This window comes from Cellulomonas sp. P2_F12, from assembly GCF_056403775.1.
Window position 1 is genome coordinate 97,320 of record NZ_JBFUEV010000007.1, and the last position, 20,274, is coordinate 117,593.

The following is a 20,274-nucleotide window of genomic DNA, read 5'->3' on the forward strand; positions in this document are numbered from 1 at the left end:
CCGGGCGGGGACGGTACAGCGCGACCTACCATCGACGGGCAGGGGAACCGCCGAGCGGGAGGAGCCGTCGTGCAGAGCCTCGCCGCCGCGCGGGACCGGGCAGGCACCCAGCTGTTCCTGCGCGTCGCAGGACCGGACGGGCTGGCCAGCCGCGAGCGCATCCACGGCACGCCCGGCCCCCGCTGGTACCCGCCCGGCTCGGCCATCCGGACCGTCCACGGCGACGCCTCGATGTTCGTCGGCGGCATGCGGGCGCTGCTGCTGCAGTCGCTGCACCCCGCGGCGATGGCGGCGGTCGCGGCGCACTCCGGGTACCGCGGCGACCCGTGGGGGCGGCTCGCGCGGACCAGCACCTTCCTGGCGGTCACGACGTTCGGCACCATCGACGACGCGACGGCCGCGATCGACCGGGTGCGGTGGGTGCACGAGCGGATCCGCGGGACGACTCCCGACGGGCTCGAGTACTTCGCCGGGGACCCCACGCTGCTGCGCTGGGTGCACGTGGCCGAGGTCGACAGCTTCCTGCGGTCGCACCGCGTGTACGGGCAACGCCCGCTCGACGCCGCCGGAGCCGACGAGTACGTCGCCCAGGCCTCGCGCGTCGCCGTCGCGCTCGGCGCCGAGCGGGTGCCCGAGTCCGTCGCCGAGCTGGGCAAGGCGCTCGAGGAGTTCCGCCCCGCGCTCGCGCCGTCGACCGCCGCGCGCGAGGCCGCCGACTTCCTGCTGCACGAGCCGCCGGTGCCACGCTCGCTGCGACCCGGCTACACGATGCTGGCGCGGGCCGCGGTCGCCTCGATGCCGGCGTGGTCGTTCGAGCTGCTCGGCCTGGACCGCCCCGGTCGCGTCGGGCTGGCGGCGGCACGGACGGCGGGCGGGGTCGCGACACGGTCGATCCGCTGGATGCTCGGGCCGGAGGACGCGAGCAGGGTGACGACGGGCGCGAGATGAAGCCGTTCCTGCTGCTCAGCTCGCGCGCCGAGGACGTCGCCGCGGACGGGGAGGAAGCCGCCTTCCGGCGGTTCGGCGGGCTGCGGGCCGACGACCTCGAGCGCGTCCGGATGGAGCAGGCGCCGTTCCTGCCCGTGTCGCTCGATCGGTACTCCGGCGTGATCGTCGGCGGGAGCCCGTTCGACGCCAGCAAGCCGGAGCAGGAGAAGTCGCCGGTGCAGCGGCGGGTCGAGGCCGAGGTCTCCACGCTGCTGGACGAGGTCGTCGACCGTGACCTGCCGTTCCTCGGCGCCTGCTACGGCGTCGGCACCCTGGGGGTGCACCAGGGCGCGGTCATCGACGGGACCTACGGCGAGCCCATCGGCGCGGTGACCGTCACGCTGACGGACGACGGACGGGCGGACCCGCTGCTCGAGGCGCTGCCGTCGTCGTTCGAGGCGTACGTCGGGCACAAGGAGGCCTGCCGCGTGCTGCCGGCGAGCGCGGTGCTGCTCGCCTCGTCGGCGACCTGCCCCGTCCAGATGTTCCGCGTGCGGGAGAACCTGTACGCCACCCAGTTCCACCCCGAGCTGGACCTGGCGGGGATCACCACCCGGATCGGGGTGTACCGCGACTACGGGTACTACCGGCCGAAGGAGTACGACGAGGTCGTCGCGCGCGTGCGGACCGCCGACGTGTGGGCGCCGCCGCTGATCCTCGAGGCGTTCGTGCGGCGCTACGCCCGCGACTGAGCGCCGCACAGGTTGCTGACAGGAGACTCGGAGAATCCTCTGAGATCTCGTCGCGAGACTCGTCACATGGCAACGACCACCTGGCAACCACCGGCGACAGCGCCGCGCGTCGCAGAGCCGACGACCAGCCCGCGCAGCGGCGTGCTGCCGGTGATCTGGCTCGGCGTCCTCGCCGTCTCGCTGTTCTGGTGGACGGGCACCGCGTCGACCGTGGGCTCGACCCCCGGCGGCGCGCTGACGGCGCTCGGTGAGCTGGCAGGGCTGCTCGCCTCGTACCTGGTCTGCGCGCAGCTGCTGCTGGTGGCCCGGGTGCCGTGGTTCGAGCGGGCGATCGGGTTCGACCGGCTGGTCGCCTGGCACCGTTCGCTGGGCACCTCGGTCGTGCTGCTGGTGCTCACGCACGTCGCCCTGATGATCGTGGGCGGCTCGTTGCTGGACGGCCTGACGCTGTGGGCCGAGGTCCCCGGCGTCCTCGCCCGGCAGCCCTACCTGTGGCCGGCGCTGATCGGGACCGTGCTCTTCCTGGCCGTCGGGCTCTCGAGCGCCCGGCTGGCCCGCCAGAAGCTCTCCTACGAGGTCTGGTTCGCGATCCACCTCAGCATCTACGCCGGGATCTTCCTGGCCTTCTTCCACCAGGTGGCCGGCGGCACCCACTTCGTCGACTCACCGATCGCGCGGGGGCTCTGGATCCTGCTGTACGCCGGGACGGCCGCCGCGATCCTGACCTGGCGCGTCGTGCTGCCGCTGATGGCGCACCGCCGGCTCGCCCTGCGCGTCTCGGCCGTCGTCTCCGAGGGCCCCGGGCTCGCCAGCGTGTGGCTCGAGGGCCGCGGGCTCGCGGCGCTGGAGGCGCGTGGCGGCCAGTTCTTCCTCGTGCGGTTCCTGGCGCCCGGGCACCTCTGGACCGCCCACCCCTACTCGCTGTCGATGGTGCCGACCGGCGACCACCTCCGGTTCACGGTCGGAGCGCTCGGCGATCACTCGTCGGCCGTCGCCACCCTCCGACCGGGCACGCGAGTGCAGGTCGAGGGCCCGTTCGGGCGCTTCACCGCGGACCGGGCGACCACCCGCAAGGCGCTCCTGGTCGCCGGGGGAGCGGGCGTCGGTCCGGTGCGCGCGCTGGCGGAGGACCTGCTCCGGCGGGGCCACCAGCTGGTGGTCGTGCACCGGGCGCACGACGCCGCCGGGCTCGCGCTCGCGGCGGAGTTCACGCCGTCGCCCAGCCTGACGTACCTGCCCGTGCCCGGTCGGCGCCGTCAGCTGGGGTACGACCCGCTCGACGCCCGGCACCTGCGGGCGCTCGTGCCCGACATCCACACCCGCGACGTCTTCGTCTGCGGCCCACCGGCCATGACCGACGCGGTCGTGCGGTCGGCCCGCGCCCTGGGCGTCCCGCGCACGGCCATCCACCGAGAGGAGATCGAGTCATGACGACACGCTGGCGGGGGACCCTGATCTACACCGGGGCTGTGGCCGCGATGGGGGCCGCAGGATTCGCCAAGTTCGCGGTGCTGGCCCCTGAGCCGACCGCCGCGACCGCGTCCGGGGGCGACTCCTCGACCTCCTCGGGGAGTGCCGCGGGGAGCACCAGCTCGGGCTCCTCGAGCTCGTCCGGCTCCTCCTCGAGCTCCTCCGACTCCTCGGCGCCTACCAGCACCGGCTCGGGAGCCGCGACCACCACGAACGACACGGTGACCATCGTCGGCTCCACGGTGCAGACCCGGTACGGCCCGGTCCAGGTGTCGGTGACGTTCGCCTCCGGCCAGATCACCGACGTGCAGGCCCTGCAGACGCCCGGCGGCCACGGCGAGAGCATCATGATCAACCAGCGGGCCACGCCGATCCTGGCGCAGGAGGTCGTCTCGGCCCAGTCGGCCCACATCGACACCGTCTCCGGTGCCACCTACACGTCGGAGGCCTACGCCGAGTCCGTGCAGTCGGCCATCGACCAGAAGGGCTGACGCGTGCGCCACCTGGAGCTGGTGATGGGCGTGCCGATGTCGGTCGACGTCCGCCACGACGGCGACGACATCGACGTGCAGGGCGTGGTCCGCGAGGCGTTCGACCGGATGCACGACGCCGACCGTCGGTTCAGCCGGTTCCGTCCGGACAGCGAGGTGAGCCGGTTCGACCGCGGCGAGTGCCCCGAGCCCAGCGCCGACCTGCGCGAGGTGCTCGGCATCGCGGAACGGTTCGAGGCCGCGTCGGGCGGAGCGTTCAGCGTCCGACGGCCCGACGGCTCGCTCGACACCGACGGCGTGGTGAAGGGCTGGGCCGCCCAGCGTGCCGCGGACGTGCTGGTCGCCGCGGGGCTGACGACGTTCTGCCTCAACGCGGGGGGCGACGTCGTCGTCCGCGGGGAGCCGGAGCCCGGCCGCGGCTGGAACGTCGGCGTGCGGGATCCCGCCGACCCGCAGTCGTTCCTCACCGTGCTCGAGGTCCGGGACGGCGCCGTCGCGACGTCCGGCACGTACGAGCGCGGCGAGCACGTCTGGGACGGCCGGACCGGGGAGGTCGCCACCGGGTTGCAGTCCGCGACGGTGATCGCCCCCGACCTCACCACGGCCGACGTGCTGGCGACGTGCGTCCTCGCGATGGGGCCGGAGGGGATCCGGTGGGCCGTCGAGCACGGCGCCGCGGCCGTCGTCGCGGTCGGTGCCGACGGGGCCGTCGTCACGGAGCTGCAGGCAGCTCCAGCGTGACCACGGCGCCGGGTTCGCCGTCCTCGCGTGCCGCGGCGGTCACCGTCCCGCCGTGCTGCGCGGCCACCTCGGCGACCAGGGCCAGACCGATGCCGTAGTGCCGGCGGTCGCCGTCGTCGGCGCTGCCGTCGCGGTGCGAGGCGAACCGGCGGAACAGCTCGACGTCGTCCGGCGGGAGCCCCGGGCCGTCGTCGCGCACCTGGATCAGCACCCGCCCCGCGCGCGAGGCGACCTCGACCCCGACCTGCGTGCGGGCGTGGTCGATGGCGTTGTCGACCAGAGCCGTGACCGCCCGGCGCAACGACACGGGGGAGGCGAGCGCACGCGCGCCCGCGTGCCCCGACGACTCCAGCACCACGCCGCGACCCACGGCCGCCGCGCGCGCGGCGTCGACCACGGCATCGACCACGGCGGTGACGTCGACCGGGACGGCGTCGACGGACCGGGCGTCGGCCGCGAGGAGCATGTCGTCGAGCACCGCGGTGAGCGCCGCCGCGTCGGCCAGCAAGCCGTCGACGTCGTGCTGGACCCGGTCCGGCCCGGTGGTGCCCCAGTCGGCGGTCATGTGCCGGTCCAGCAGCTGCGCGCGCGTCGACAGCAGCGTCAGCGGAGTCCGCAGCTCGTGGCTCGCGTCGGCGACGAAGCGGCGCTGCAGGCTCAGCGCGGCGACCATCGGCTGCACCGCTCGACGGGTCAGCCAGACGGCACCGAGCCCGGCGAGGACGATGCCCACGGCACTCGCGACCAGCAGGGCGAGGACGAGCCGCTGCAGCTCCTCGCGGCTCTCCGCCGGGTTCAGCGCGGCCTGCACGACCGTGTCGCCGTGCGAGCCGGTGAGCACGCGCACCGTCCCGGCGTCCGTGCGCGCGGTGGTCCAGACGTCCTCGCCGGACTGAGCGACCTCCCGCATGGCGTCGAGGTCGGGGAGGCTCTCGGGCAGGTCGTCGGAGACCGAGAGGCCCCGCTGCGACGCCACGGCGACCCACATCCCCGGCGGGGCGTCGTGGGCGTCGTCGATCGAGTGGACGGCTCCCTCGAGCCGCGACGTCGCGGACTCGCCCTGGGCCCGGATCACCACCAGCAGCACCGCGGTGCCGACGACGGCCAGGCAGGCGAGCACCAGCAGGGCCGTCTGCAGCCCCAGCCGGCGGGACGTGCGGCGCAGGACCTCGCCCTCGGCCGCTGTGGCGGGCTCGGCGGTCATCCGGCGCCCAGCCGGTACCCCGCGCCGCGGACGGTGGCGACGCTCGCCCGTCCCAGCTTGCGGCGCAGGTAGTAGACGTACGTGTCGACGACGCCCTCGTCCTCGGCGTCGGTGAACACCCGATCGAGGATGTCGCGCCGGCTGAACACCTGCCGCGGGTGCCGGGCGAGCAGCTCGATCAACGAGCACTCCCGCTCCGAGAGGTCCACGAGGCCCCCGGACGCGAGGGTGACCTGCCGGGTCTCGACGTCGAGCGTCCCCGCCGGGACCGCCAGCGACCCGACGTGCTCGTAGCGTCGTCGCCGTAGCGCCCGCAGCCTCGCCGCGAGCTCGTCGACGTCGAACGGCTTGCTCATGTAGTCCTCGGCGCCGGCGTCGAGCCCGGCCACGCGGTCCGCGGGGTTGCCGAGCGCGGAGAGGACCAGCGCGGGCGTGGCGACGCCCTTCGACCGCAGCCGGCCCAGCAGGTCCAGGCCCTCGATCGCGGGCAGCCCCCGGTCCAGCACGATGACGTCGTACGACCGCGTCAGGCCCAGGTGCAGGCCCCGCTGGCCGTCCGGCGCGACGTCGACCTCGTAGCCCTCGGCGACGAGGATCTGCTCGAGCATGGACGCGAGCTGGCGGTCGTCCTCGACGAGGAGCAGCTGCGCGGGTTCCGGCATTCCGTGCTCCTCCGTCGTCGCGTCCTCGCATCGTACGGTCGGAGCACCTCGGCGATGCTCGCCGCGCTCAGGACAGCACGGCGTCGCAGACGTCGACCAGCCGGCCGCGCAGCACGTTCCCGCGCTCGGCGAACCCGCGCTGCCGCGCCACGTACTCGGCCTTGCCCTCGGGGGTCTCGATGGCGACCGGGTCCAGGCCGTAGGTCGTCACGTCGTACGGCGAGGCCTGCATGTCGAGGGTCCGGATGTCTCGGGCAAGCTCGAAGCAGTCGAGCAGCAGCGCGCCGGGCACCGCCGGGCCCAGCTTGGTGGCCCACTTGTAGACGTCCATGCCGGCGTGCAGGCAGCCGGGCTGCTCCATCGCGACCTGGGTCTCGCGCGTGGGGCGCAGGGTGTTCAGGTCGACGGCCTCGGGCGTGAAGAACCGGTAGGCGTCGAAGTGCGAGCAGCGGATCCGGTGGGTCTCGACGACCGCGTCGGTGCCGGCCCGTCCGAGGCGGAGGGGGAGCGGGTGGCGGTGCTCGTCGTCGCTCTCTCGGTAGACCATCGCCCACTCGTGCAGGCCGAAGCAGCCGGTGAACGCGGGGCGCCCGAGGGTGGCACCGAGCAGACCGCGCACGAACCGCACCGTGTCCCCGCGCTCGGCGACGAACGCGTCGACGTCCAGGGTGGCGGTGCCGTCGACGGTCCGGTACCAGCGCCAGTCGGCGTGGGGCGCAGGGAGCTCCAGCGCGACGCCGACGCCGGGGTGCCAGCGGCGCAGGGCCGCCGGGGTCACCGGGTAGTACTCGAAGAGGAAGTCCTCGATCGCGTGCTTCTGGTGCCGCGACCGGCGCTCGCGTCGGTCGGCCGTGAAGGCGTCTGCGCGCTCGGCGTGCGCGGCCGCGAGCGACGCCCAGGTCGTGGCGTCGAGCGCGGGAGCAACGGTCAGGGGCACACCACAAGGGTAGGCGTGGCTGGCAGACTGCCCGGATGGTCATCGCCGCGGCGGTCTTCGCCGTCCTCGCCGCCCTCCTGCACGTGCTGTTCTTCGTCTACGAGTCGGTCCTGTTCGAACGTCCGTCGGTGCACGCGCGGTTCCAGACGCGGACGCAGGACGTGCCGGCGGTCAAGCCGTGGGCGTACAACCAGGGCTTCTACAACCTGTTCCTCGCCATCGGCGCGATCGTCGGTGCGGTCCTGGCGCTCGCGGGCCAGGAGACCGTCGGCCTGGCGCTGATCCTGCTGGCCTGCGGCTCGATGCTAGCGGCGGCACTCGTGCTCGTCGCGACCAACCGCAGCATGGCCCGGGCCGCCGCCACGCAGGGGGCGTTCCCGCTGCTCGCGGTGGTCTTCGCGGTCGTCGCTCTTCTCGCCTAGCGAGCTCGAACTGACGCCGCAACGGGCCGTCTCGTCCTCAGGGGGCGGACGCGGTCACGCGGTCGGGCAGCTGGTCGGGCGCCACGTCCGCGGCCCTCGTCGAGACCCGGTGCAGCACCCACTCGAGCGGGCCGCGCCCGATCGTCGTCGCCCACAGCCAGCAGAGGGCGATCGTGGTGAGCAGGAACGCGAGCCAGACCTCGACGGTCGCGTCGTAGACGACGGTCCGCCCGAGGACCGCGATGGCCACGACGTGCACGGTGTAGGCGGTCAGGGCGAGCGACCCGACGGCGGCGAGGGGTGCGAGGACGCCCGGCCACCGTTCGGCGAGCGCGAGGGACGCCGCGATGACCAGCAGCGCGACGCCGAGGTTGCCGACCACCTCGAAGGTGGTCGACGAGTGCGGCTCGCTCGTCGCGAGCCCGATCGGCCAGTGGAACACGTGCAGCGCGACCCAGGACCCGCCGTGCCCCAGGATCACCAGGCCGACGCCCACGAGGGCGCCGACGGCCCGCAGCCAGCGGTCGCGCAGGTCGCTGCGGCCGAGGGCGAGGCCGAACAGGAGGTAGGCGAGCCAGACGATCGCGGGGTAGTAGTGCCCGGTCGCGAGGTGCACGAGCGTCGTGCTGGGACGCCCCTCGAGCTCGGCGGCGATCGTCTGCCCGACCGGCGGCCCGAGCACGGCGACGACGCCGGCCGCGGTGAGCAGCGCGGGGCGGGACCAGCGCAGCGCGAGGCACCCGAGGGCGAACAGCAGGCCGTAGGTCGGCAGGATCACGGCGACGGGCGTTCCCAGCAGGACGAGCAGCTCCCCGATCGCGAACAGCAGCAGGGCTCGGACCAGGATCCGCACGCGCGCCTGCACCAGCCGCGTCCCGGTCACCGGCGCGGCGCCGCCCGACAGCAGCCCGAGCGACAGCCCCGCCAGCACGACGAACAGCGAGGCCGGCCGTCCGTCGGCCAGCTGCGAGAAGCCGTACGGGTCGTCCGGTCCCACGTGCGCGGTCATCATCCCCAGCACGGCGAGCCCCCGGGCGACGTCGACTCCCACGATGCGGCGCATGCACGGATGCTAGCGATCCGCGGAAACGCGCGAATCTCGCATGTCGAAACGCTTCGTCCCGATTCTTGAACTTTCCCCCTCCCGGGTGATTACAGTTCGATGTGAACTCCCCGACGCACCCCGACGTGTACACCCACGGACACCACGAGTCCGTGCTGCGCTCGCACCGTTGGCGCACGGCCGAGAACTCGGCGGCGTACCTGCTGCCAGCCCTCGTCCCGGGGACCCGCCTGCTCGACGTGGGCTGCGGCCCGGGCTCCGTCACCATCGACCTGGCCGCCCGCCTCGAGCCGGGCGAGGTCGTCGGCGTCGACACCTCGGCGGCCGTCGTCGAGATCGCGCAGAAGGCCGCGGCGGACTCCGGTGCGGACAACGTGACCTTCCAGGTGGCCGACGCGTACGAGCTCCCGTTCCCCGACCACGCCTTCGACGTGGTCCACGCGCACCAGGTGCTGCAGCACCTCACCGACCCCGTCGCGGCCCTGCGCGAGATGCGCCGCGTCACCAAGCCCGGTGGCCTCGTCGCCGTCCGCGACGCCGACTACTCCGGCATGACCTGGTTCCCGCCGTCGAACGGCCTGGACGAGTGGCGCGAGCTCTACCACGAGGTCACGCAGGCCAACGAGGCCGACGCCAACGCCGGCCGCAAGCTCCTGTCGTGGGTGCGCGAGGCCGGCTTCGACCCGGCCGGGATCGTCCCCAGCGCCGGTGTCTGGTGCTACGCGACCCCCGAGGACCGGGCCTGGTGGGCCAGCCTGTGGGCGGACCGCTCCGTCGCCTCGAACTTCGCCGCGCAGGCCATCGCGCACGGGCTCGCCGACGAGGTCGGCCTGGAGCTCTTGGCCGATGCGTGGCGCGAGTGGGGCACGCAGCCCGACGGCTGGTTCGCGGTGCTCCACGGCGAGGTGCTGGCGCGCGCCTGACCTAGGCTGCCGACATGCGCATCGCGAGGTTCACCACCGGGGGAGACCCCCGTTACGCCCTGGTCGACGGAGCCCCCGGCTCCGAGGAGCTCGTGGTCATCACGGGCGACCCGCTCTACACGCCGGTCCAGCCGACGGGCGAGCAGATCCGGCTCGACGACGACAGCGTCCGCCTGCTGGCCCCCGTGATCCCGCGCTCCAAGATCATCGGCGTCGGTCGCAACTACGCCGCGCACGCCGCCGAGCTGGGCAACGAGGTCCCCGCGGCGCCGCTGCTGTTCCTCAAGCCCAACACGTCGATCATCGGCCCGGACGACCCGATCGTCCTGCCCGACTGGACCGAGCACGTGGACCACGAGGCCGAGCTGGCCATCGTCATCGGCAAGGTCACCAAGGACGTCACCCCGGACCGCGCCCTGGACCACGTCTTCGGGTACACGGTGGCCAACGACGTCACGGCGCGCGACGTCCAGCGCGCCGACTCGCAGTGGACCCGCGCCAAGGGGTTCGACGGCTCCTGCCCGATCGGCCCCTGGATCGTGCCCGGCCTCGACGTGGACGACCTGTACGTGCGCGCCCGCGTCAACGGGAAGACGACGCAGGACGGCCGCACGTCGCAGATGATCTTCGACTCGGCGTACCTGGTCTCCTACGTCTCCGAGGTGTTCACGCTCCTGCCCGGCGACGTCATCCTCACGGGCACGCCCGCGGGTGTGGGGCCGATCGTGGACCGCGACATCGTGGAGATCGAGGTGGAGGACATCGGCACCCTGCGCAACCCGGTGCTGCGCCGCCACTAATCTGGAGGGCGTGACTTCCTCCCCCGTGCGTGTTCGCTTCTGCCCGTCGCCCACCGGGACGCCGCACGTCGGCCTCATCCGCACGGCGCTGTTCAACTGGGCGTACGCGCGCCACACGGGCGGCACGTTCGTCTTCCGCATCGAGGACACCGACGCGGCGCGCGACTCGCAGGAGTCCTACCTGCAGCTGCTGGACGCGCTGCGCTGGCTGGGCCTGGACTGGGACGAGGGCGTCGAGGTCGGCGGCCCGCACGAGCCGTACCGGCAGTCGCAGCGCATGGACCTGTACGCCGACGTCGTCCGCCGCCTGGTCGAGGGCGGGTACGCGTACGAGTCGTTCTCCACGCCCGAGGAGATCGAGGCCCGGCACAAGGCGGCCGGCCGCGACCCGAAGCTCGGCTACGACGGCGCCGACCGCGACCTCACGGACGAGGACAAGGCGTTCTTCCGCAACGAGGGCCGCGAGCCCGTCCTGCGCCTGCGGATGCCCGACGACGACCTCACCTTCTCGGACCTGGTCCGCGGCGACGTGACGTTCAAGGCGGGCTCGGTGCCGGACTTCGTCATCGTCCGCGCCAACGGCCAGCCCCTGTACACGCTGGTCAACCCTGTGGACGACGCGATCATGGGCATCACCCACGTGCTGCGCGGCGAGGACCTGCTCTCGTCGACCCCGCGCCAGATCGCGCTGTACCGGGCGCTGCTCGAGCTCGGCGTCGCCACGGTCATGCCCGTGTTCGGCCACCTGCCGTCCGTCAACGGCGAGGGCAACAAGAAGCTCTCCAAGCGCGCGCCCGAGGCGAACCTGTTCCTGCACCGCGACCGCGGCTTCACCCCCGAGGGCCTGCTCAACTACCTCGCGCTGCTCGGCTGGTCGATCGGCCCGGACCGCGACATCTTCACGATGGCGGAGATGACCGCCGCGTTCGACGTCGCGGACGTGAACCCCAACCCGGCGCGGTTCGACGAGAAGAAGGCCGAGGCCATCAACTCGGCGCACATCCGGCTGCTCGCGCCCGACGACTTCCGCGACCGGCTGGTCCCGTACCTGCACCGCGCCGGCCTGGTGCCCGCGGACTCCTACGCCGACCTCTCGGCCGAGCACCGCGCGCTCCTCGACGCGGGTGCGCCGCTGATCCAGGAGCGCATCACGCTGCTAGGCGAGGCCGTCGGCATGCTCGGCTTCCTCTTCGTCGGGGACGACGCGCTGGAGATCGCCGACGACGCCCGGGCCGCCCTGCGTGAGGACTCCGCGACCGTCCTGGACGCCGCCGCGAGCGCGCTCGGGGGCCTGGCGGCCTTCACGACGGCGACGACGCAGGAGGCGCTCCAGGCGGCGCTGGTCGACGAGCTGCAGATCAAGCCGCGTTTCGCGTTCACGCCGCTGCGGGTCGCCCTGAGCGGCCGCCGCATCTCGCCGCCCCTGTTCGAGTCGATGGAGATCCTGGGCAAGGAGTCCACGCTCGCGCGGATCGCCGCCCTGCGCGCCGCCCTGTGAGGCAGCTCGACGGCGTCCTGTTCGACATCGACGACACGCTCGTCGACACGCGCGGCGCGTTCGTCCACGCGCTGTCCGGCGTCGCCCGCCGCTACCTGCCCGACCTGCCGGAGGACCGGCACGGCGAGCTGGTGACGGTCTGGCGCGCGGACGTCGGCGGCCACTACGCGGCGTACACGCGGGGCGAGGTCGGCTACACCGAGCAGCGGATGGCCCGCGCCAACGAGCTGCACGAGCGCTTCGGCGGTCCGGCGCTGGACGCCGACGGGTTCGCGCGCTGGGACAGCACGTTCGAGGCCGAGTTCTCGGGCGCGTGGTCGGCACACCCGGACGTGGACGCGGTCGTCGACCGGCTGCTCGCGGCCGGCCTGGCGGTCGGTGCCCTGTCCAACGCGGCGGTGGCGTACCAGACCCGCAAGCTCGACCGGGCGTCGCTGCTGGGGCGCGTGCCGATGCTCGTCGGCGTCGACACCCTCGGCTTCGGCAAGCCCGACCCGCGGGTGTTCCTCGAGGCCTGCCGCCGGCTGGGCACGGACCCCGAGCGCACCGCCTACGTCGGCGACGAGCTCGACGTCGACGCGGCGGCCGCCCGTGCCGCGGGACTGGTCGGCGTGTGGCTCGACCGCCCCGACGGCCGACGGATCCCGATCAGCGACGACGAGATCGCCGCCGCGGACGTGCTCGTCGTGCGCTCGCTCGACGAGCTCCCCGGGGCGCTCGGGCTCTAGCGGAGCTGCGCCCGGTAGCACTCCGTGCGGTACGGCACGTCGATCCACTCGCGTCCGCGCAGGTCGGGATGGGTGGCGACGAGCTCGTCGACCTCGTCGAGCAGCGCGTCGCGCTCGTCGGGCGGCAGCAGGATGAGGTGGCTCCGGCTGGCCGCGAGCGTGCGCAGGTCGGCGGCCCGCAGCCGGTCCGTCCAGTGGAACGTCGCCGTCTCGGGGTCGGTGAACAGGTCGCCCAGCTGGGGGGAGCTGTAGTCGAGGGACGGCCCCAAGGTGTCGCCCCGGTGCACGATGTCCGTCCAGCGGCCCACCCAATCGACGGAGAAGTCGCGGATGTTCCACAGCACCGCCAGCTGCCCGCCGGGGCGCAGCACGCGAGCGATCTCCGCCGACGCAGAAGGCGGGTCCACCCAGTGCCAGGCCTGCGCGATCGTGACGGCATCGACGCAGGCGTCGGGCAGGTCCATCCGCTCGGCGGTGCCCGGACGGGCGTCGACGGTCGTAAGGGTCCGGGTCAGCTCGGCGCGCATGGCGTCGGACGGCTCGACGGCGACCACCCGCAGCCCGAGGGCCACCAGCCGCTCGGTCAGCTTGCCGGTGCCGGCCGCGAGGTCGAGCACGTCGCGCGCGTCGGTCGGGACCGACCAGCGCACGGCGTCGTCGGGATAGCTCGGGCGGGTGGCCTGGTACACGGCCGCCCCACCCTCGAACGAGGCGGCACGCGCGGCGCGGTCGTCGGTGCTCATGCCCCCATCGTGCCCGGTCAGAGGTCCGGCAGCGGGTCCAGCAGCTCGAGCGCGGCCCGGTGCAGCAGCCCGTTGGACACCAGCGCGGACCCGCCGAACGGCCCCGGCACCCCGCGGATCGACGTGAACATCCCGCCGGCCTCCGTGACGATCGGCACCAGCGCCGCCATGTCGTGCAGCGCCAGCTCGGGCTCGGCGGACAGGTCCACGGCGCCCTCGGCGACGAGCACGTGCGACCAGAAGTCGCCGTACGCGCGGGTCCGCCACGTGCGGCGGGTCAGCCCGAGGAACGCGTCGAGCTGCCCGCGCTCCTCCCAGCCGGTCAGCGACGAGTACGAGAGCGAGGCGTTCTCGAGCCGGTCGACCCCGGAGACGCGCAGCTGGCTGGCGGCGGCCAGGGACTTGCCGGTCCACGCGCCCGACCCCTGCGCGGCCCACCACCGGCGGCCCAGCGCCGGGGCGCTGACCAGGCCCACCACCACCTGGTCGCCGTCGAGCAGGCCGATCAGCGTCGCCCAGACGGGCACCCCGCGGACGAAGTTCTTGGTCCCGTCGATCGGGTCGATGACCCACCGGCGCGGCCCGTGGCCGGTGTCGCCCATCTCCTCGCCGTGGACGGCGTCGCGCGGGCGGGCCCGGGACAGCTGCCCCCGCACGATCTCCTCGGCGGTCTTGTCGGCGTCGGACACGGGGGTGAGGTCGGGCTTCGTCTCGACCCGCAGGTCCTGCGCCTTGAACCGGGACATGGTCAGCGAGTCCACCTGGTCCGCGATCACGTGGGCGAGGCGCAGGTCGTCGTCGTACCCGGGGCGCAGGCTCATGCCCGACACGGTAGTGCGTCGAACCCGCACGTCAGGGACGTGCGGGCTCCCGGTTGTCCGGTTCGCCGGTGCCCAGGCGGCTGGCGAGCAGGCGGCGGAACGACTCGATGCGGGCCGCGCGGGCGGCCTTGGTGACCTCGTCGGGGGAGGCGGCCACCCACTCGTCGAGCGCGCAGTCGGGGGCGTCGTCGGCGTGCGTGCACCCGCGCGGGCACTCCTCGGCCACCGCGGCGAGGTCGGCGAACGCGCCGAGCAGGTGCTGCGGGTCCACGTGCGCGAGACCGAACGACCGCACGCCCGGGGTGTCGATGACCCAGGTGGGCTTCGACGTGCCGGGCACCCGCAGCGCCACGGCCGAGCTGGACGTGTGCCGACCGCGGCCGGTGACGTCGTTGACCACGCCCACCGCCCGGTACGTGCCCGGGACCAGCGCGTTCACCAGGGTCGACTTGCCGACGCCTGAGTGCCCGACCAGCACCGAGGTCTTGCCCTCGAGCGCCGCCCGCACGTCGTCGAGCCCGTGGATGATCCGTCCGCCGGTGGACTTCTCCGCGCTGGTGACCACCACCTCGACGCCGATCGGCGCGTACATCCCCACCAGCTCGGCCGGGTCCGCCAGGTCCGCCTTGGTCAGCGCCAGCAGGGCGTCCATGCGGGCGTCGTAGGCCGCGGCGACGCAGCGGTCGATCATCCGGGTGCGCGGCTCGGGATCGGCCAGCGCGGTGACGATGACCAGCTGGTCCGCGTTGGCGACGATGATCCGCTCGACCGGGTCGGTGTCGTCGGCCGTCCGTCGCAGCACCGTCCGGCGCTCGCCGATGCGCACGATCCGGGACAGCGACCCCTCGTCGCCCGAGGTGTCGCCGACGATGTCCACGCGGTCGCCCGGCACCACGCGGTCGCGGCCCAGCTCCCGCGCCTTCATCGCGATCGCGACGCGCTCGTCGGGCCCGTCCGGGTCGACCAGGATCGCGTAGCGGCCGCGGTCCACGGCGGTCACCAGCGCCACCTCGGCGTCGGCGTGCTCGGGGCGCTGCTTCGTGCGCGGGCGCGAGCCGCGACCGGGACGGATCCGGACGTCCCGCTCGTCGTAGCGCCGGGTCCCCATCAGGCGAGCACGGCCGATCCCGCCAGCATGCCGTTCCAGAGGCCCACGAAGTCCGGCAGCGTCTTGGCGGTCGTCGCCACGTCCTCGACCTCGACGCCGGGCACCCGCAGGCCGATCAGCGCGCCCGCCGTGGCCATCCGGTGGTCCTCGTAGGTGTGCCAGGTGCCGCCGGACAGCGGGCGCGGCGTGATGACCAGCCCGTCGGACGTCTGCTCGGCCTGACCGCCCAGCCGCGTGATCTCGGCGGCGAGCGCGGCGAGCCGGTCGGTCTCGTGCCCGCGCAGGTGGGCGATCCCGCGCAGCCGGGTGGGGGAGTCGGCCAGCGCGGCCAGCCCAGCGATGGTCGGCGCGACCTCCCCGGCCGCGTGCAGGTCCAGGTCGACCCCGTGGACCGCCCCGGTCCCGGTCACGCTGAGCACGTCGCCGTCGAGCCGGGTGGTGGCGCCCATGCGCTCGAGGATGCCGGGCAGCAGGCCGCCGGGCTGGGTGGTCTCGGTGGGCCAGCCGGGCACGCGGACGGTGCCGCCGGCGACGAGCGCCGCGCACAGGAACGGCGCCGCGTTGGACAGGTCGGGCTCGACGCGCACGTCCCGGCCGGCGATGGGGCCGGGCTCGACCCGCCAGATCGCGGGGCGTGAGTCGTCGACCACGACGCCCGCCTCGCGCAGCACCGCGACGGTCATCTCGATGTGCGGCAGGCTCGGCAGCGTCCGACCCGTGTGCCGCAGGGTGAGCCCTCGCTCGAAGCGGGCGGCGGCGAGCAGCAGCCCGGACACGAACTGGCTCGACGCGGACGCGTCCACGTCGACCTGGCCGCCGACCAGCGACCCGTGGCCGTGCACCGTGAACGGCAGCCGACCGGGCTCGCCGTGCTCCTCGACCCGCACGCCGAGCGTGCGCAGCGCCGTGAGGACGGGGCCCATGGGCCGCGCGAGCGCGGACTCGTCGCCGTCGAAGCGCACGGGCCCGTCGGCGAGCGCGGCGACGACCGGCAGGAACCGCATGACGGTCCCGGCCAGCCCGCAGTGGACGGTGGTGGAGCCCCGGACGGGTCCCGGCGTGACCGACCAGTCGCTGCCGTCCTGGTCGATCCCCGCGCCCATGCTGGTCAGCGCGTCCGCCATCAGCGTGGTGTCGCGCGACCGGAGCACGCCGCGGAGCCGCCCGGGGGAGTCCGCCAGCGCCGCCAGCACCAGGTACCGGTTGGTCAGCGACTTCGAGCCGGGGACGTCCACGAGCGCATCGAGCGGGCCGCCGGCGAGCGGCGCTGTCCACAGATCCATGGCACCCAGGTTAGTGGGGGTGCCGCCGGACCCGGCGAACGTCTCAGTCGGTCGCCTTCGCGGCCGCGTGCTCCGCGCGGGCCTTCTGCACGCGCCAGCCGATCCCGGGCTTGCCCTCGAGGTCGACGCCGGCGATGAGCGCGCCACCGGTGAAGGCGAGCGCCCGCACGAACCGCTCCTTGCGCGCCTTGCGGATCGCCGGGTCCTCGCCGGGCACCCGCTTGCCCGGCAGGTTCACCAGGATCAGCGGCGCGGTGAGGGCGGCGAGCGCGAGGGCGGCGATGCGTGGGGCCTTGCCGATGGCGAGCAGCACGCCCGCCCCGGCGAGCGCGACACCGTGCACCTGGACGATCGTGGTGAGCTGGCGGTCGGAGATCTCGTAGTCCAGCACCTCACCGGCGGGACCCTGACGGGCGGCCTCCGGCAGCCGCGCGCGCAGCGCGGTGAGCGCTCCGCGGGCGTCGGCCGCGTGGGCGGCCGGATGGCGGACGACGTCGAGCCCCTCGCTGACGAACCACGAGGCGAACAGGGGACGCGCGAGACGGCGCAGCAGCACGGCAGCTCCTCCTACAGGGCGCCGCCGGCGGCGGACGGCGCGTCGGCGGACTCGCCGCCGTCACCGATCTGCTCCCGGGCGACGTAGTTCTCGAGGTCGAACAGGTTGTCGCCGGCACGCGTGGCGACGGTGAGCAGGGTGGTCGCCGATGCGACCTCCTCGACCTGCTCCTTGAGGAACCACAGCAGGAACTGCTCGCCCAGGGCGTCGCCCTCGGCGCGGGCCGCGGCGAAGATCGCCTCGATCTGCGCCGTCACCTGCTTCTCCTGCTTCAGGGCGAGCCCGATGGGGTCGGTCACCTGCGTGAAGTCGTTCCGGACCGGGCTGCCCGCGGGGATCTCCACGGAGAGGTCCCGGTCCAGCAGGTACCGCACGATCATCAGCGCGTGGTTCCGCTCCTCGAGCGCCTGCCGGTAGTAGTGCCGCGCGAGCTGGGGCAGGTCCTGGCCGTCGAACCACACGGCGATCGCCACGTACTGCTGGTGGGCGTCGAACTCGTGGCCGATCTGCTCGCGGAGCAGGCGCAGGTAGGTGGACTCCTCGGTGGTGCTGGTCATGCCGCCAAACCTAGTGCGCGGGTCAGAGGTTGGCACGGGAGGGTTCGGGTGGGAATGGCTCGGGGCCCCGTGCCGTTGTGCCCACCATGAGCTGCGCCACCGAGACGCGACCCACGACGTCGACCACGACCGGCTGGGCGATCGGTGTCCCCGTAGACACCATTCCGACCCAGCGTGCCGCGCGGATGCAGGACGCCGGGGTGAATGTGGCGTCCCCCACGCCGGTCGGTGGGGCACAGCCTGCGGGGCTAGGCTCGACCGCGATGAGCGAGGACACGAACCGCGCGCCCGAGTCCGAGGACGACGCGGCACGGACCGAGAGGTTCGAGGCCGAGGCACTGGTCTACCTGGACCAGCTGTACGGCGCTGCCCTGCGGATGACGCGCAACCCGGCCGACGCCGAGGACCTGGTGCAGGAGACGTTCGCCAAGGCGTTCGCCGCGTTCCACCAGTACCGCCCGGGCACCAACCTCAAGGCGTGGCTTTACCGCATCCTCACCAACACGTACATCAACTCGTACCGCAAGAAGCAGCGCGAGCCCCAGCAGTCCCGGTCCGAGGAGATCGAGGACTGGCAGCTGGCCCGCGCCGAGTCGCACACGTCGAGGGGTCTGCGGTCCGCCGAGGCCGAGGCGCTCGACCACCTCCCGGACTCCGACATCAAGGACGCGCTCCAGCGCCTGCCGGAGGAGTTCCGGATCGCGGTGTACCTCGCCGACGTCGAGGGCTTCGCGTACAAGGAGATCGCCGAGATCATGGGGACACCGATCGGGACGGTGATGTCCCGGTTGCACCGCGGTCGCGCGCAGCTGCGCGAGATGCTGTCGGACTACGCGCGGGGGCGTGGTCTGGTCGCGGTGGCCCCGACCGCACCGGAGGGCGAACGATGAGCGAGTGGCAGGACGAGGCAGCGCTGGCGGCGACGCTGTCGGCAGGCACGTGCGGGAACAACTGTGCGGACGCGCTGGACCGGCTGTGGGAGTACCTGGACGCGGAGCTCGGGGCACCCGACGCCGAGACGGTCAGGGCCCACCTCGCCGAGTGCCAGGGGTGCCTCGAGGAGTACGACGTCGACGTCGTCGTGAAGACTCTGGTCAAGCGCGGCTGCCAGGAGGCGGCGCCGGACAGCCTGCGCATCCGTATCCACGAGCAGCTCACCGTGATGCGCGTGACGCTCGACTGACACCGACCCCGGAGACGACGGAAGGCCCGGTGCAGCAGCTGCTGCACTGGGCCTTCTCGCGTATTTGGCTACTGTCCGACGCTCAGGCGTTGGGACGGTTGCCGTGGTTCGCGGCGCTGCCCTTGCGGGAACGGCGCTTGCGGCCTCGCTTGCTCATGGGATCTTCCTTCGTCGACGTACGGGGGTCGGCGCCCGTGCTGCGCGCCGGACTCGTCCCATGGTCCCACATCTCGCGGGCGCTCAAGTCACGGGGCCTGCTGTCCGATGACTACGGGGTGAGCCAGCCGACACAGTCCGTGATCCCGTTCCTGCACGCCCTCGCGAGCACGGGCGGCTCCGACCTGCACTGCAAGGTCGGGTCCGCGCCCCGCGTGCGCGTCGATGGCCGGCTGCGCAAGCTCCAGGTGCCCGACCTCACGCCGGCAGACACCGAGCGGATGCTCGAGGAGGTCCTCCCCGACGACCTGGTGGACAAGTTCCGCGAGAACCACGAGGCCGACTTCGCGTACTCCGTGTCGGGCGTCGGTCGGTTCCGCGTCAACGCCTACCAGGCCCGCGGCACCTACGGCATGGTCTTCCGCCGCGTCTCCGTCGGCGCCCAGGCGCTCGCCGAGCTGGCGCTGCCCGAGGTCATCGGCGAGCTCGCCCTCGAGCCCCGCGGCCTCGTGCTGGTCACCGGCCCGACCGGCTCGGGCAAGACGACGACGCTGGCGTCGATGGTCGACCTGATCAACACGCTGCGCGAGGTCAACATCGTCACGATCGAGGACCCGATCGAGATCCTGCACCAGGACAAGAAGTCGATCGTGTCCCAGCGCGAGGTGCGCCAGGACACCGCGGACTTCACGGTCGCCCTGCGTGCCGCCATGCGGCAGGACCCCGACGTGATCCTCGTCGGTGAGATGCGTGACGTCGAGACGGTCCGCGCGGCGCTGTCCGCGGCCGAGACCGGTCACCTCGTCCTGTCGACGCTGCACACCATCGACGCCGCCGAGACCATCAACCGCATCATCGACTTCTTCCCGCCGCACGAGCAGAAGCAGGTCCGCATCGCGCTGGCCCAGGCCCTGCGCGGCATCGTGTCGCAGCGCCTCGTCCGGCTGGCCAACGGCACCGGTCGTCGCCCGGCCATCGAGGTCATGGTCAACACCGGCCGCACGCGCGACGCGATCCTGGACCCCGAGGACGCCCCGCCCCTGATCGACCTGATCAAGGAGGGCGACTTCTACAAGATGCAGACGTTCGACCAGCACCTGTTCCAGCTGGTCCGCGACGACATCATCACGTACGAGGAGGCACTGTCCGCCTCGACCAGCCCGCACGACCTCACGGTCGAGCTGCGGCAGGCCGGTCTCGTGTCCTGACGACCCTCCAGGTGGAGAGCCCGTGACCCTCGGTCGCGGGC

At 73.4% G+C, this 20,274-nt stretch carries 25 protein-coding genes; 13 read left to right on the forward strand and 12 right to left on the reverse strand.

What is annotated here, in order from left to right; translation table 11 throughout:
• Window positions 1-69 precede the first annotated feature (69 nt).
• The 3 genes from AC1DWH_RS15080 to AC1DWH_RS15090 all read left to right on the forward strand — a co-directional run bounded on the left by AC1DWH_RS15080 (window position 70) and on the right by AC1DWH_RS15090 (window position 3,110).
• Window positions 70-948 carry an oxygenase MpaB family protein gene (locus AC1DWH_RS15080; protein WP_477094356.1) on the forward strand — a complete coding sequence of 293 codons (879 nt, stop codon included), beginning with the start codon at window positions 70-72 and terminating at the stop codon, window positions 946-948.
• Entirely contained in the window at window positions 945-1,679 is a 735-nt protein-coding gene (locus AC1DWH_RS15085) for a glutamine amidotransferase (protein WP_477094357.1), read from the forward strand. The genes AC1DWH_RS15080 and AC1DWH_RS15085 overlap by 4 nt, the downstream gene beginning before the upstream one ends.
• Window positions 1,680-1,745: 66 nt before the next feature.
• Entirely contained in the window at window positions 1,746-3,110 is a 1,365-nt protein-coding gene (locus AC1DWH_RS15090) for a ferredoxin reductase family protein (protein ID WP_456846472.1), read from the forward strand.
• Between the two features lie 25 nt (window positions 3,111-3,135).
• Here AC1DWH_RS15090 and AC1DWH_RS15095 read toward each other — a convergent pair whose 3' ends face one another.
• On the reverse strand, window positions 3,136-3,378 hold the full coding sequence (locus tag AC1DWH_RS15095; protein WP_477094358.1) for a hypothetical protein: 243 nt from the start codon (window positions 3,376-3,378) through the stop codon (window positions 3,136-3,138).
• Between AC1DWH_RS15095 and AC1DWH_RS15100 the strand changes: the two genes are divergently transcribed.
• Both AC1DWH_RS15100 and AC1DWH_RS15105 read left to right on the forward strand, forming a co-directional pair.
• Window positions 3,371-3,640, forward strand: coding sequence for an FMN-binding protein (locus AC1DWH_RS15100; RefSeq protein ID WP_456846470.1), 270 nt, complete (start codon window positions 3,371-3,373; stop codon window positions 3,638-3,640). The two genes, AC1DWH_RS15095 and AC1DWH_RS15100, sit on opposite strands and share 8 nt — an antisense overlap.
• A 3-nt stretch (window positions 3,641-3,643) precedes the next feature.
• A complete protein-coding gene (locus tag AC1DWH_RS15105) occupies window positions 3,644-4,381 on the forward strand; it encodes an FAD:protein FMN transferase (RefSeq protein ID WP_477094359.1) in 738 nt (245 codons plus the stop codon).
• Here the strand turns inward: AC1DWH_RS15105 and AC1DWH_RS15110 are convergent.
• The 3 genes from AC1DWH_RS15110 to AC1DWH_RS15120 all read right to left on the reverse strand — a co-directional run bounded on the left by AC1DWH_RS15110 (window position 4,353) and on the right by AC1DWH_RS15120 (window position 7,184).
• The gene (locus tag AC1DWH_RS15110; protein ID WP_477094360.1) at window positions 4,353-5,585 is read right to left on the reverse strand and encodes a sensor histidine kinase; all 1,233 of its coding nucleotides are present in this window, start codon (window positions 5,583-5,585) and stop codon (window positions 4,353-4,355) included. The genes AC1DWH_RS15105 and AC1DWH_RS15110 overlap by 29 nt on opposite strands.
• Window positions 5,582-6,247 (reverse strand): response regulator transcription factor, encoded by a 666-nt coding sequence (locus tag AC1DWH_RS15115; protein WP_456847306.1) that lies wholly within the window; start codon window positions 6,245-6,247, stop codon window positions 5,582-5,584. Before AC1DWH_RS15115 ends, AC1DWH_RS15110 begins: the two co-directional genes overlap by 4 nt.
• A 67-nt stretch (window positions 6,248-6,314) precedes the next feature.
• The gene (locus AC1DWH_RS15120; protein ID WP_477094361.1) at window positions 6,315-7,184 is read right to left on the reverse strand and encodes a 3-methyladenine DNA glycosylase; all 870 of its coding nucleotides are present in this window, start codon (window positions 7,182-7,184) and stop codon (window positions 6,315-6,317) included.
• 35 nt (window positions 7,185-7,219) lie between these two features.
• Here AC1DWH_RS15120 and AC1DWH_RS15125 point away from each other — a divergent pair, with 35 nt between their 5' ends.
• Window positions 7,220-7,606, forward strand: a complete 387-nt coding sequence (locus AC1DWH_RS15125; protein WP_477094362.1) for a DUF1304 domain-containing protein — start codon at window positions 7,220-7,222, stop codon at window positions 7,604-7,606.
• A gap of 37 nt (window positions 7,607-7,643) precedes the next feature.
• On the opposite strand, the gene AC1DWH_RS15130 is transcribed toward AC1DWH_RS15125, so the two are convergent.
• Entirely contained in the window at window positions 7,644-8,669 is a 1,026-nt protein-coding gene (locus AC1DWH_RS15130; protein ID WP_477094363.1) for a DUF418 domain-containing protein, read from the reverse strand.
• Window positions 8,670-8,770: 101 nt separating this feature from the next.
• On the opposite strand from AC1DWH_RS15130, the gene AC1DWH_RS15135 reads away from it, so the two are divergent.
• The 4 genes from AC1DWH_RS15135 to AC1DWH_RS15150 are packed head-to-tail and all read left to right on the forward strand — an operon-like array spanning window position 8,771 to window position 12,618.
• Window positions 8,771-9,592, forward strand: coding sequence for a methyltransferase domain-containing protein (locus AC1DWH_RS15135; protein ID WP_477094364.1), 822 nt, complete (start codon window positions 8,771-8,773; stop codon window positions 9,590-9,592).
• A gap of 14 nt (window positions 9,593-9,606) precedes the next feature.
• Window positions 9,607-10,392, forward strand: coding sequence for a fumarylacetoacetate hydrolase family protein (locus AC1DWH_RS15140; RefSeq protein ID WP_477094365.1), 786 nt, complete (start codon window positions 9,607-9,609; stop codon window positions 10,390-10,392).
• Window positions 10,393-10,402: 10 nt separating this feature from the next.
• Window positions 10,403-11,890 carry a glutamate--tRNA ligase gene (gene gltX, locus AC1DWH_RS15145; protein WP_477094366.1) on the forward strand — a complete coding sequence of 496 codons (1,488 nt, stop codon included), beginning with the start codon at window positions 10,403-10,405 and terminating at the stop codon, window positions 11,888-11,890.
• The gene (locus AC1DWH_RS15150; protein ID WP_477094367.1) at window positions 11,887-12,618 is read left to right on the forward strand and encodes an HAD family hydrolase; all 732 of its coding nucleotides are present in this window, start codon (window positions 11,887-11,889) and stop codon (window positions 12,616-12,618) included. The genes gltX and AC1DWH_RS15150 overlap by 4 nt, the downstream gene beginning before the upstream one ends.
• Here AC1DWH_RS15150 and AC1DWH_RS15155 read toward each other — a convergent pair.
• From AC1DWH_RS15155 to AC1DWH_RS15180, 6 genes are read right to left on the reverse strand one after another with little or no spacing between them, the layout of a single operon-like run.
• Window positions 12,615-13,361 carry a class I SAM-dependent methyltransferase gene (locus AC1DWH_RS15155; RefSeq protein ID WP_477094368.1) on the reverse strand — a complete coding sequence of 249 codons (747 nt, stop codon included), beginning with the start codon at window positions 13,359-13,361 and terminating at the stop codon, window positions 12,615-12,617. The genes AC1DWH_RS15150 and AC1DWH_RS15155 overlap by 4 nt on opposite strands.
• 17 nt (window positions 13,362-13,378) lie before the next feature.
• Window positions 13,379-14,182: a histidinol-phosphatase gene (gene hisN / locus AC1DWH_RS15160; protein ID WP_477094369.1), complete on the reverse strand. Its 804-nt coding sequence runs from the start codon at window positions 14,180-14,182 to the stop codon at window positions 13,379-13,381.
• 31 nt (window positions 14,183-14,213) lie between these two features.
• Window positions 14,214-15,290: a ribosome small subunit-dependent GTPase A gene (gene rsgA, locus AC1DWH_RS15165; RefSeq protein WP_456846620.1), complete on the reverse strand. Its 1,077-nt coding sequence runs from the start codon at window positions 15,288-15,290 to the stop codon at window positions 14,214-14,216.
• The gene (gene aroA, locus AC1DWH_RS15170; RefSeq protein ID WP_477094370.1) at window positions 15,290-16,573 is read right to left on the reverse strand and encodes a 3-phosphoshikimate 1-carboxyvinyltransferase; all 1,284 of its coding nucleotides are present in this window, start codon (window positions 16,571-16,573) and stop codon (window positions 15,290-15,292) included. The genes rsgA and aroA overlap by 1 nt, the downstream gene beginning before the upstream one ends.
• A 43-nt stretch (window positions 16,574-16,616) precedes the next feature.
• The gene (locus AC1DWH_RS15175; protein ID WP_477094371.1) at window positions 16,617-17,129 is read right to left on the reverse strand and encodes a DoxX family protein; all 513 of its coding nucleotides are present in this window, start codon (window positions 17,127-17,129) and stop codon (window positions 16,617-16,619) included.
• Between the two features lie 11 nt (window positions 17,130-17,140).
• Complete coding sequence (locus AC1DWH_RS15180) at window positions 17,141-17,686, reverse strand: ferritin (RefSeq protein WP_456846623.1); 546 nt, start codon at window positions 17,684-17,686, stop codon at window positions 17,141-17,143.
• 185 nt (window positions 17,687-17,871) lie between these two features.
• On the opposite strand from AC1DWH_RS15180, the gene AC1DWH_RS15185 reads away from it, so the two are divergent.
• Together AC1DWH_RS15185 and rsrA are read left to right on the forward strand one after the other, a co-directional pair.
• Window positions 17,872-18,576, forward strand: a complete 705-nt coding sequence (locus tag AC1DWH_RS15185) for a sigma-70 family RNA polymerase sigma factor (RefSeq protein WP_456846624.1) — start codon at window positions 17,872-17,874, stop codon at window positions 18,574-18,576.
• Window positions 18,573-18,869, forward strand: a complete 297-nt coding sequence (gene rsrA / locus AC1DWH_RS15190; RefSeq protein ID WP_456846625.1) for a mycothiol system anti-sigma-R factor — start codon at window positions 18,573-18,575, stop codon at window positions 18,867-18,869. The genes AC1DWH_RS15185 and rsrA overlap by 4 nt, the downstream gene beginning before the upstream one ends.
• Window positions 18,870-18,951: 82 nt before the next feature.
• Here rsrA and AC1DWH_RS15195 read toward each other — a convergent pair whose 3' ends face one another.
• Window positions 18,952-19,026, reverse strand: coding sequence for a 50S ribosomal protein bL37 (locus AC1DWH_RS15195; RefSeq protein WP_155859599.1), 75 nt, complete (start codon window positions 19,024-19,026; stop codon window positions 18,952-18,954).
• A gap of 118 nt (window positions 19,027-19,144) precedes the next feature.
• On the opposite strand from AC1DWH_RS15195, the gene AC1DWH_RS15200 reads away from it, so the two are divergent.
• A complete protein-coding gene (locus AC1DWH_RS15200; RefSeq protein WP_456846626.1) occupies window positions 19,145-20,233 on the forward strand; it encodes a type IV pilus twitching motility protein PilT in 1,089 nt (362 codons plus the stop codon).
• The last annotated feature ends 41 nt before the right edge of the window (window positions 20,234-20,274 follow it).

Bases quoted from the DNA above. Each gene is read 5' to 3' on its own strand.
- AC1DWH_RS15180 (WP_456846623.1), bottom strand. From the start codon at position 17,686: ATGACCAGCACCACCGAGGAGTCCACCTACCTGCGCCTGCTCCGCGAG.
- aroA (WP_477094370.1), bottom strand. From the start codon at position 16,573: ATGGATCTGTGGACAGCGCCGCTCGCCGGCGGCCCGCTCGATGCGCTC.
- AC1DWH_RS15185 (WP_456846624.1), top strand. From the start codon at position 17,872: ATGCAGGACGCCGGGGTGAATGTGGCGTCCCCCACGCCGGTCGGTGGG.
- AC1DWH_RS15130 (WP_477094363.1), bottom strand. From the start codon at position 8,669: ATGCGCCGCATCGTGGGAGTCGACGTCGCCCGGGGGCTCGCCGTGCTG.
- AC1DWH_RS15155 (WP_477094368.1), bottom strand. From the start codon at position 13,361: ATGAGCACCGACGACCGCGCCGCGCGTGCCGCCTCGTTCGAGGGTGGG.
- AC1DWH_RS15115 (WP_456847306.1), bottom strand. From the start codon at position 6,247: ATGCCGGAACCCGCGCAGCTGCTCCTCGTCGAGGACGACCGCCAGCTC.
- AC1DWH_RS15095 (WP_477094358.1), bottom strand. From the start codon at position 3,378: ATGGTCACCGTGTCGTTCGTGGTGGTCGCGGCTCCCGAGCCGGTGCTG.
- hisN (WP_477094369.1), bottom strand. From the start codon at position 14,182: ATGAGCCTGCGCCCCGGGTACGACGACGACCTGCGCCTCGCCCACGTG.
- rsrA (WP_456846625.1), top strand. From the start codon at position 18,573: ATGAGCGAGTGGCAGGACGAGGCAGCGCTGGCGGCGACGCTGTCGGCA.
- AC1DWH_RS15090 (WP_456846472.1), top strand. From the start codon at position 1,746: ATGGCAACGACCACCTGGCAACCACCGGCGACAGCGCCGCGCGTCGCA.
- AC1DWH_RS15125 (WP_477094362.1), top strand. From the start codon at position 7,220: ATGGTCATCGCCGCGGCGGTCTTCGCCGTCCTCGCCGCCCTCCTGCAC.
- AC1DWH_RS15085 (WP_477094357.1), top strand. From the start codon at position 945: ATGAAGCCGTTCCTGCTGCTCAGCTCGCGCGCCGAGGACGTCGCCGCG.
- AC1DWH_RS15140 (WP_477094365.1), top strand. From the start codon at position 9,607: ATGCGCATCGCGAGGTTCACCACCGGGGGAGACCCCCGTTACGCCCTG.
- AC1DWH_RS15110 (WP_477094360.1), bottom strand. From the start codon at position 5,585: ATGACCGCCGAGCCCGCCACAGCGGCCGAGGGCGAGGTCCTGCGCCGC.
- rsgA (WP_456846620.1), bottom strand. From the start codon at position 15,290: ATGGGGACCCGGCGCTACGACGAGCGGGACGTCCGGATCCGTCCCGGT.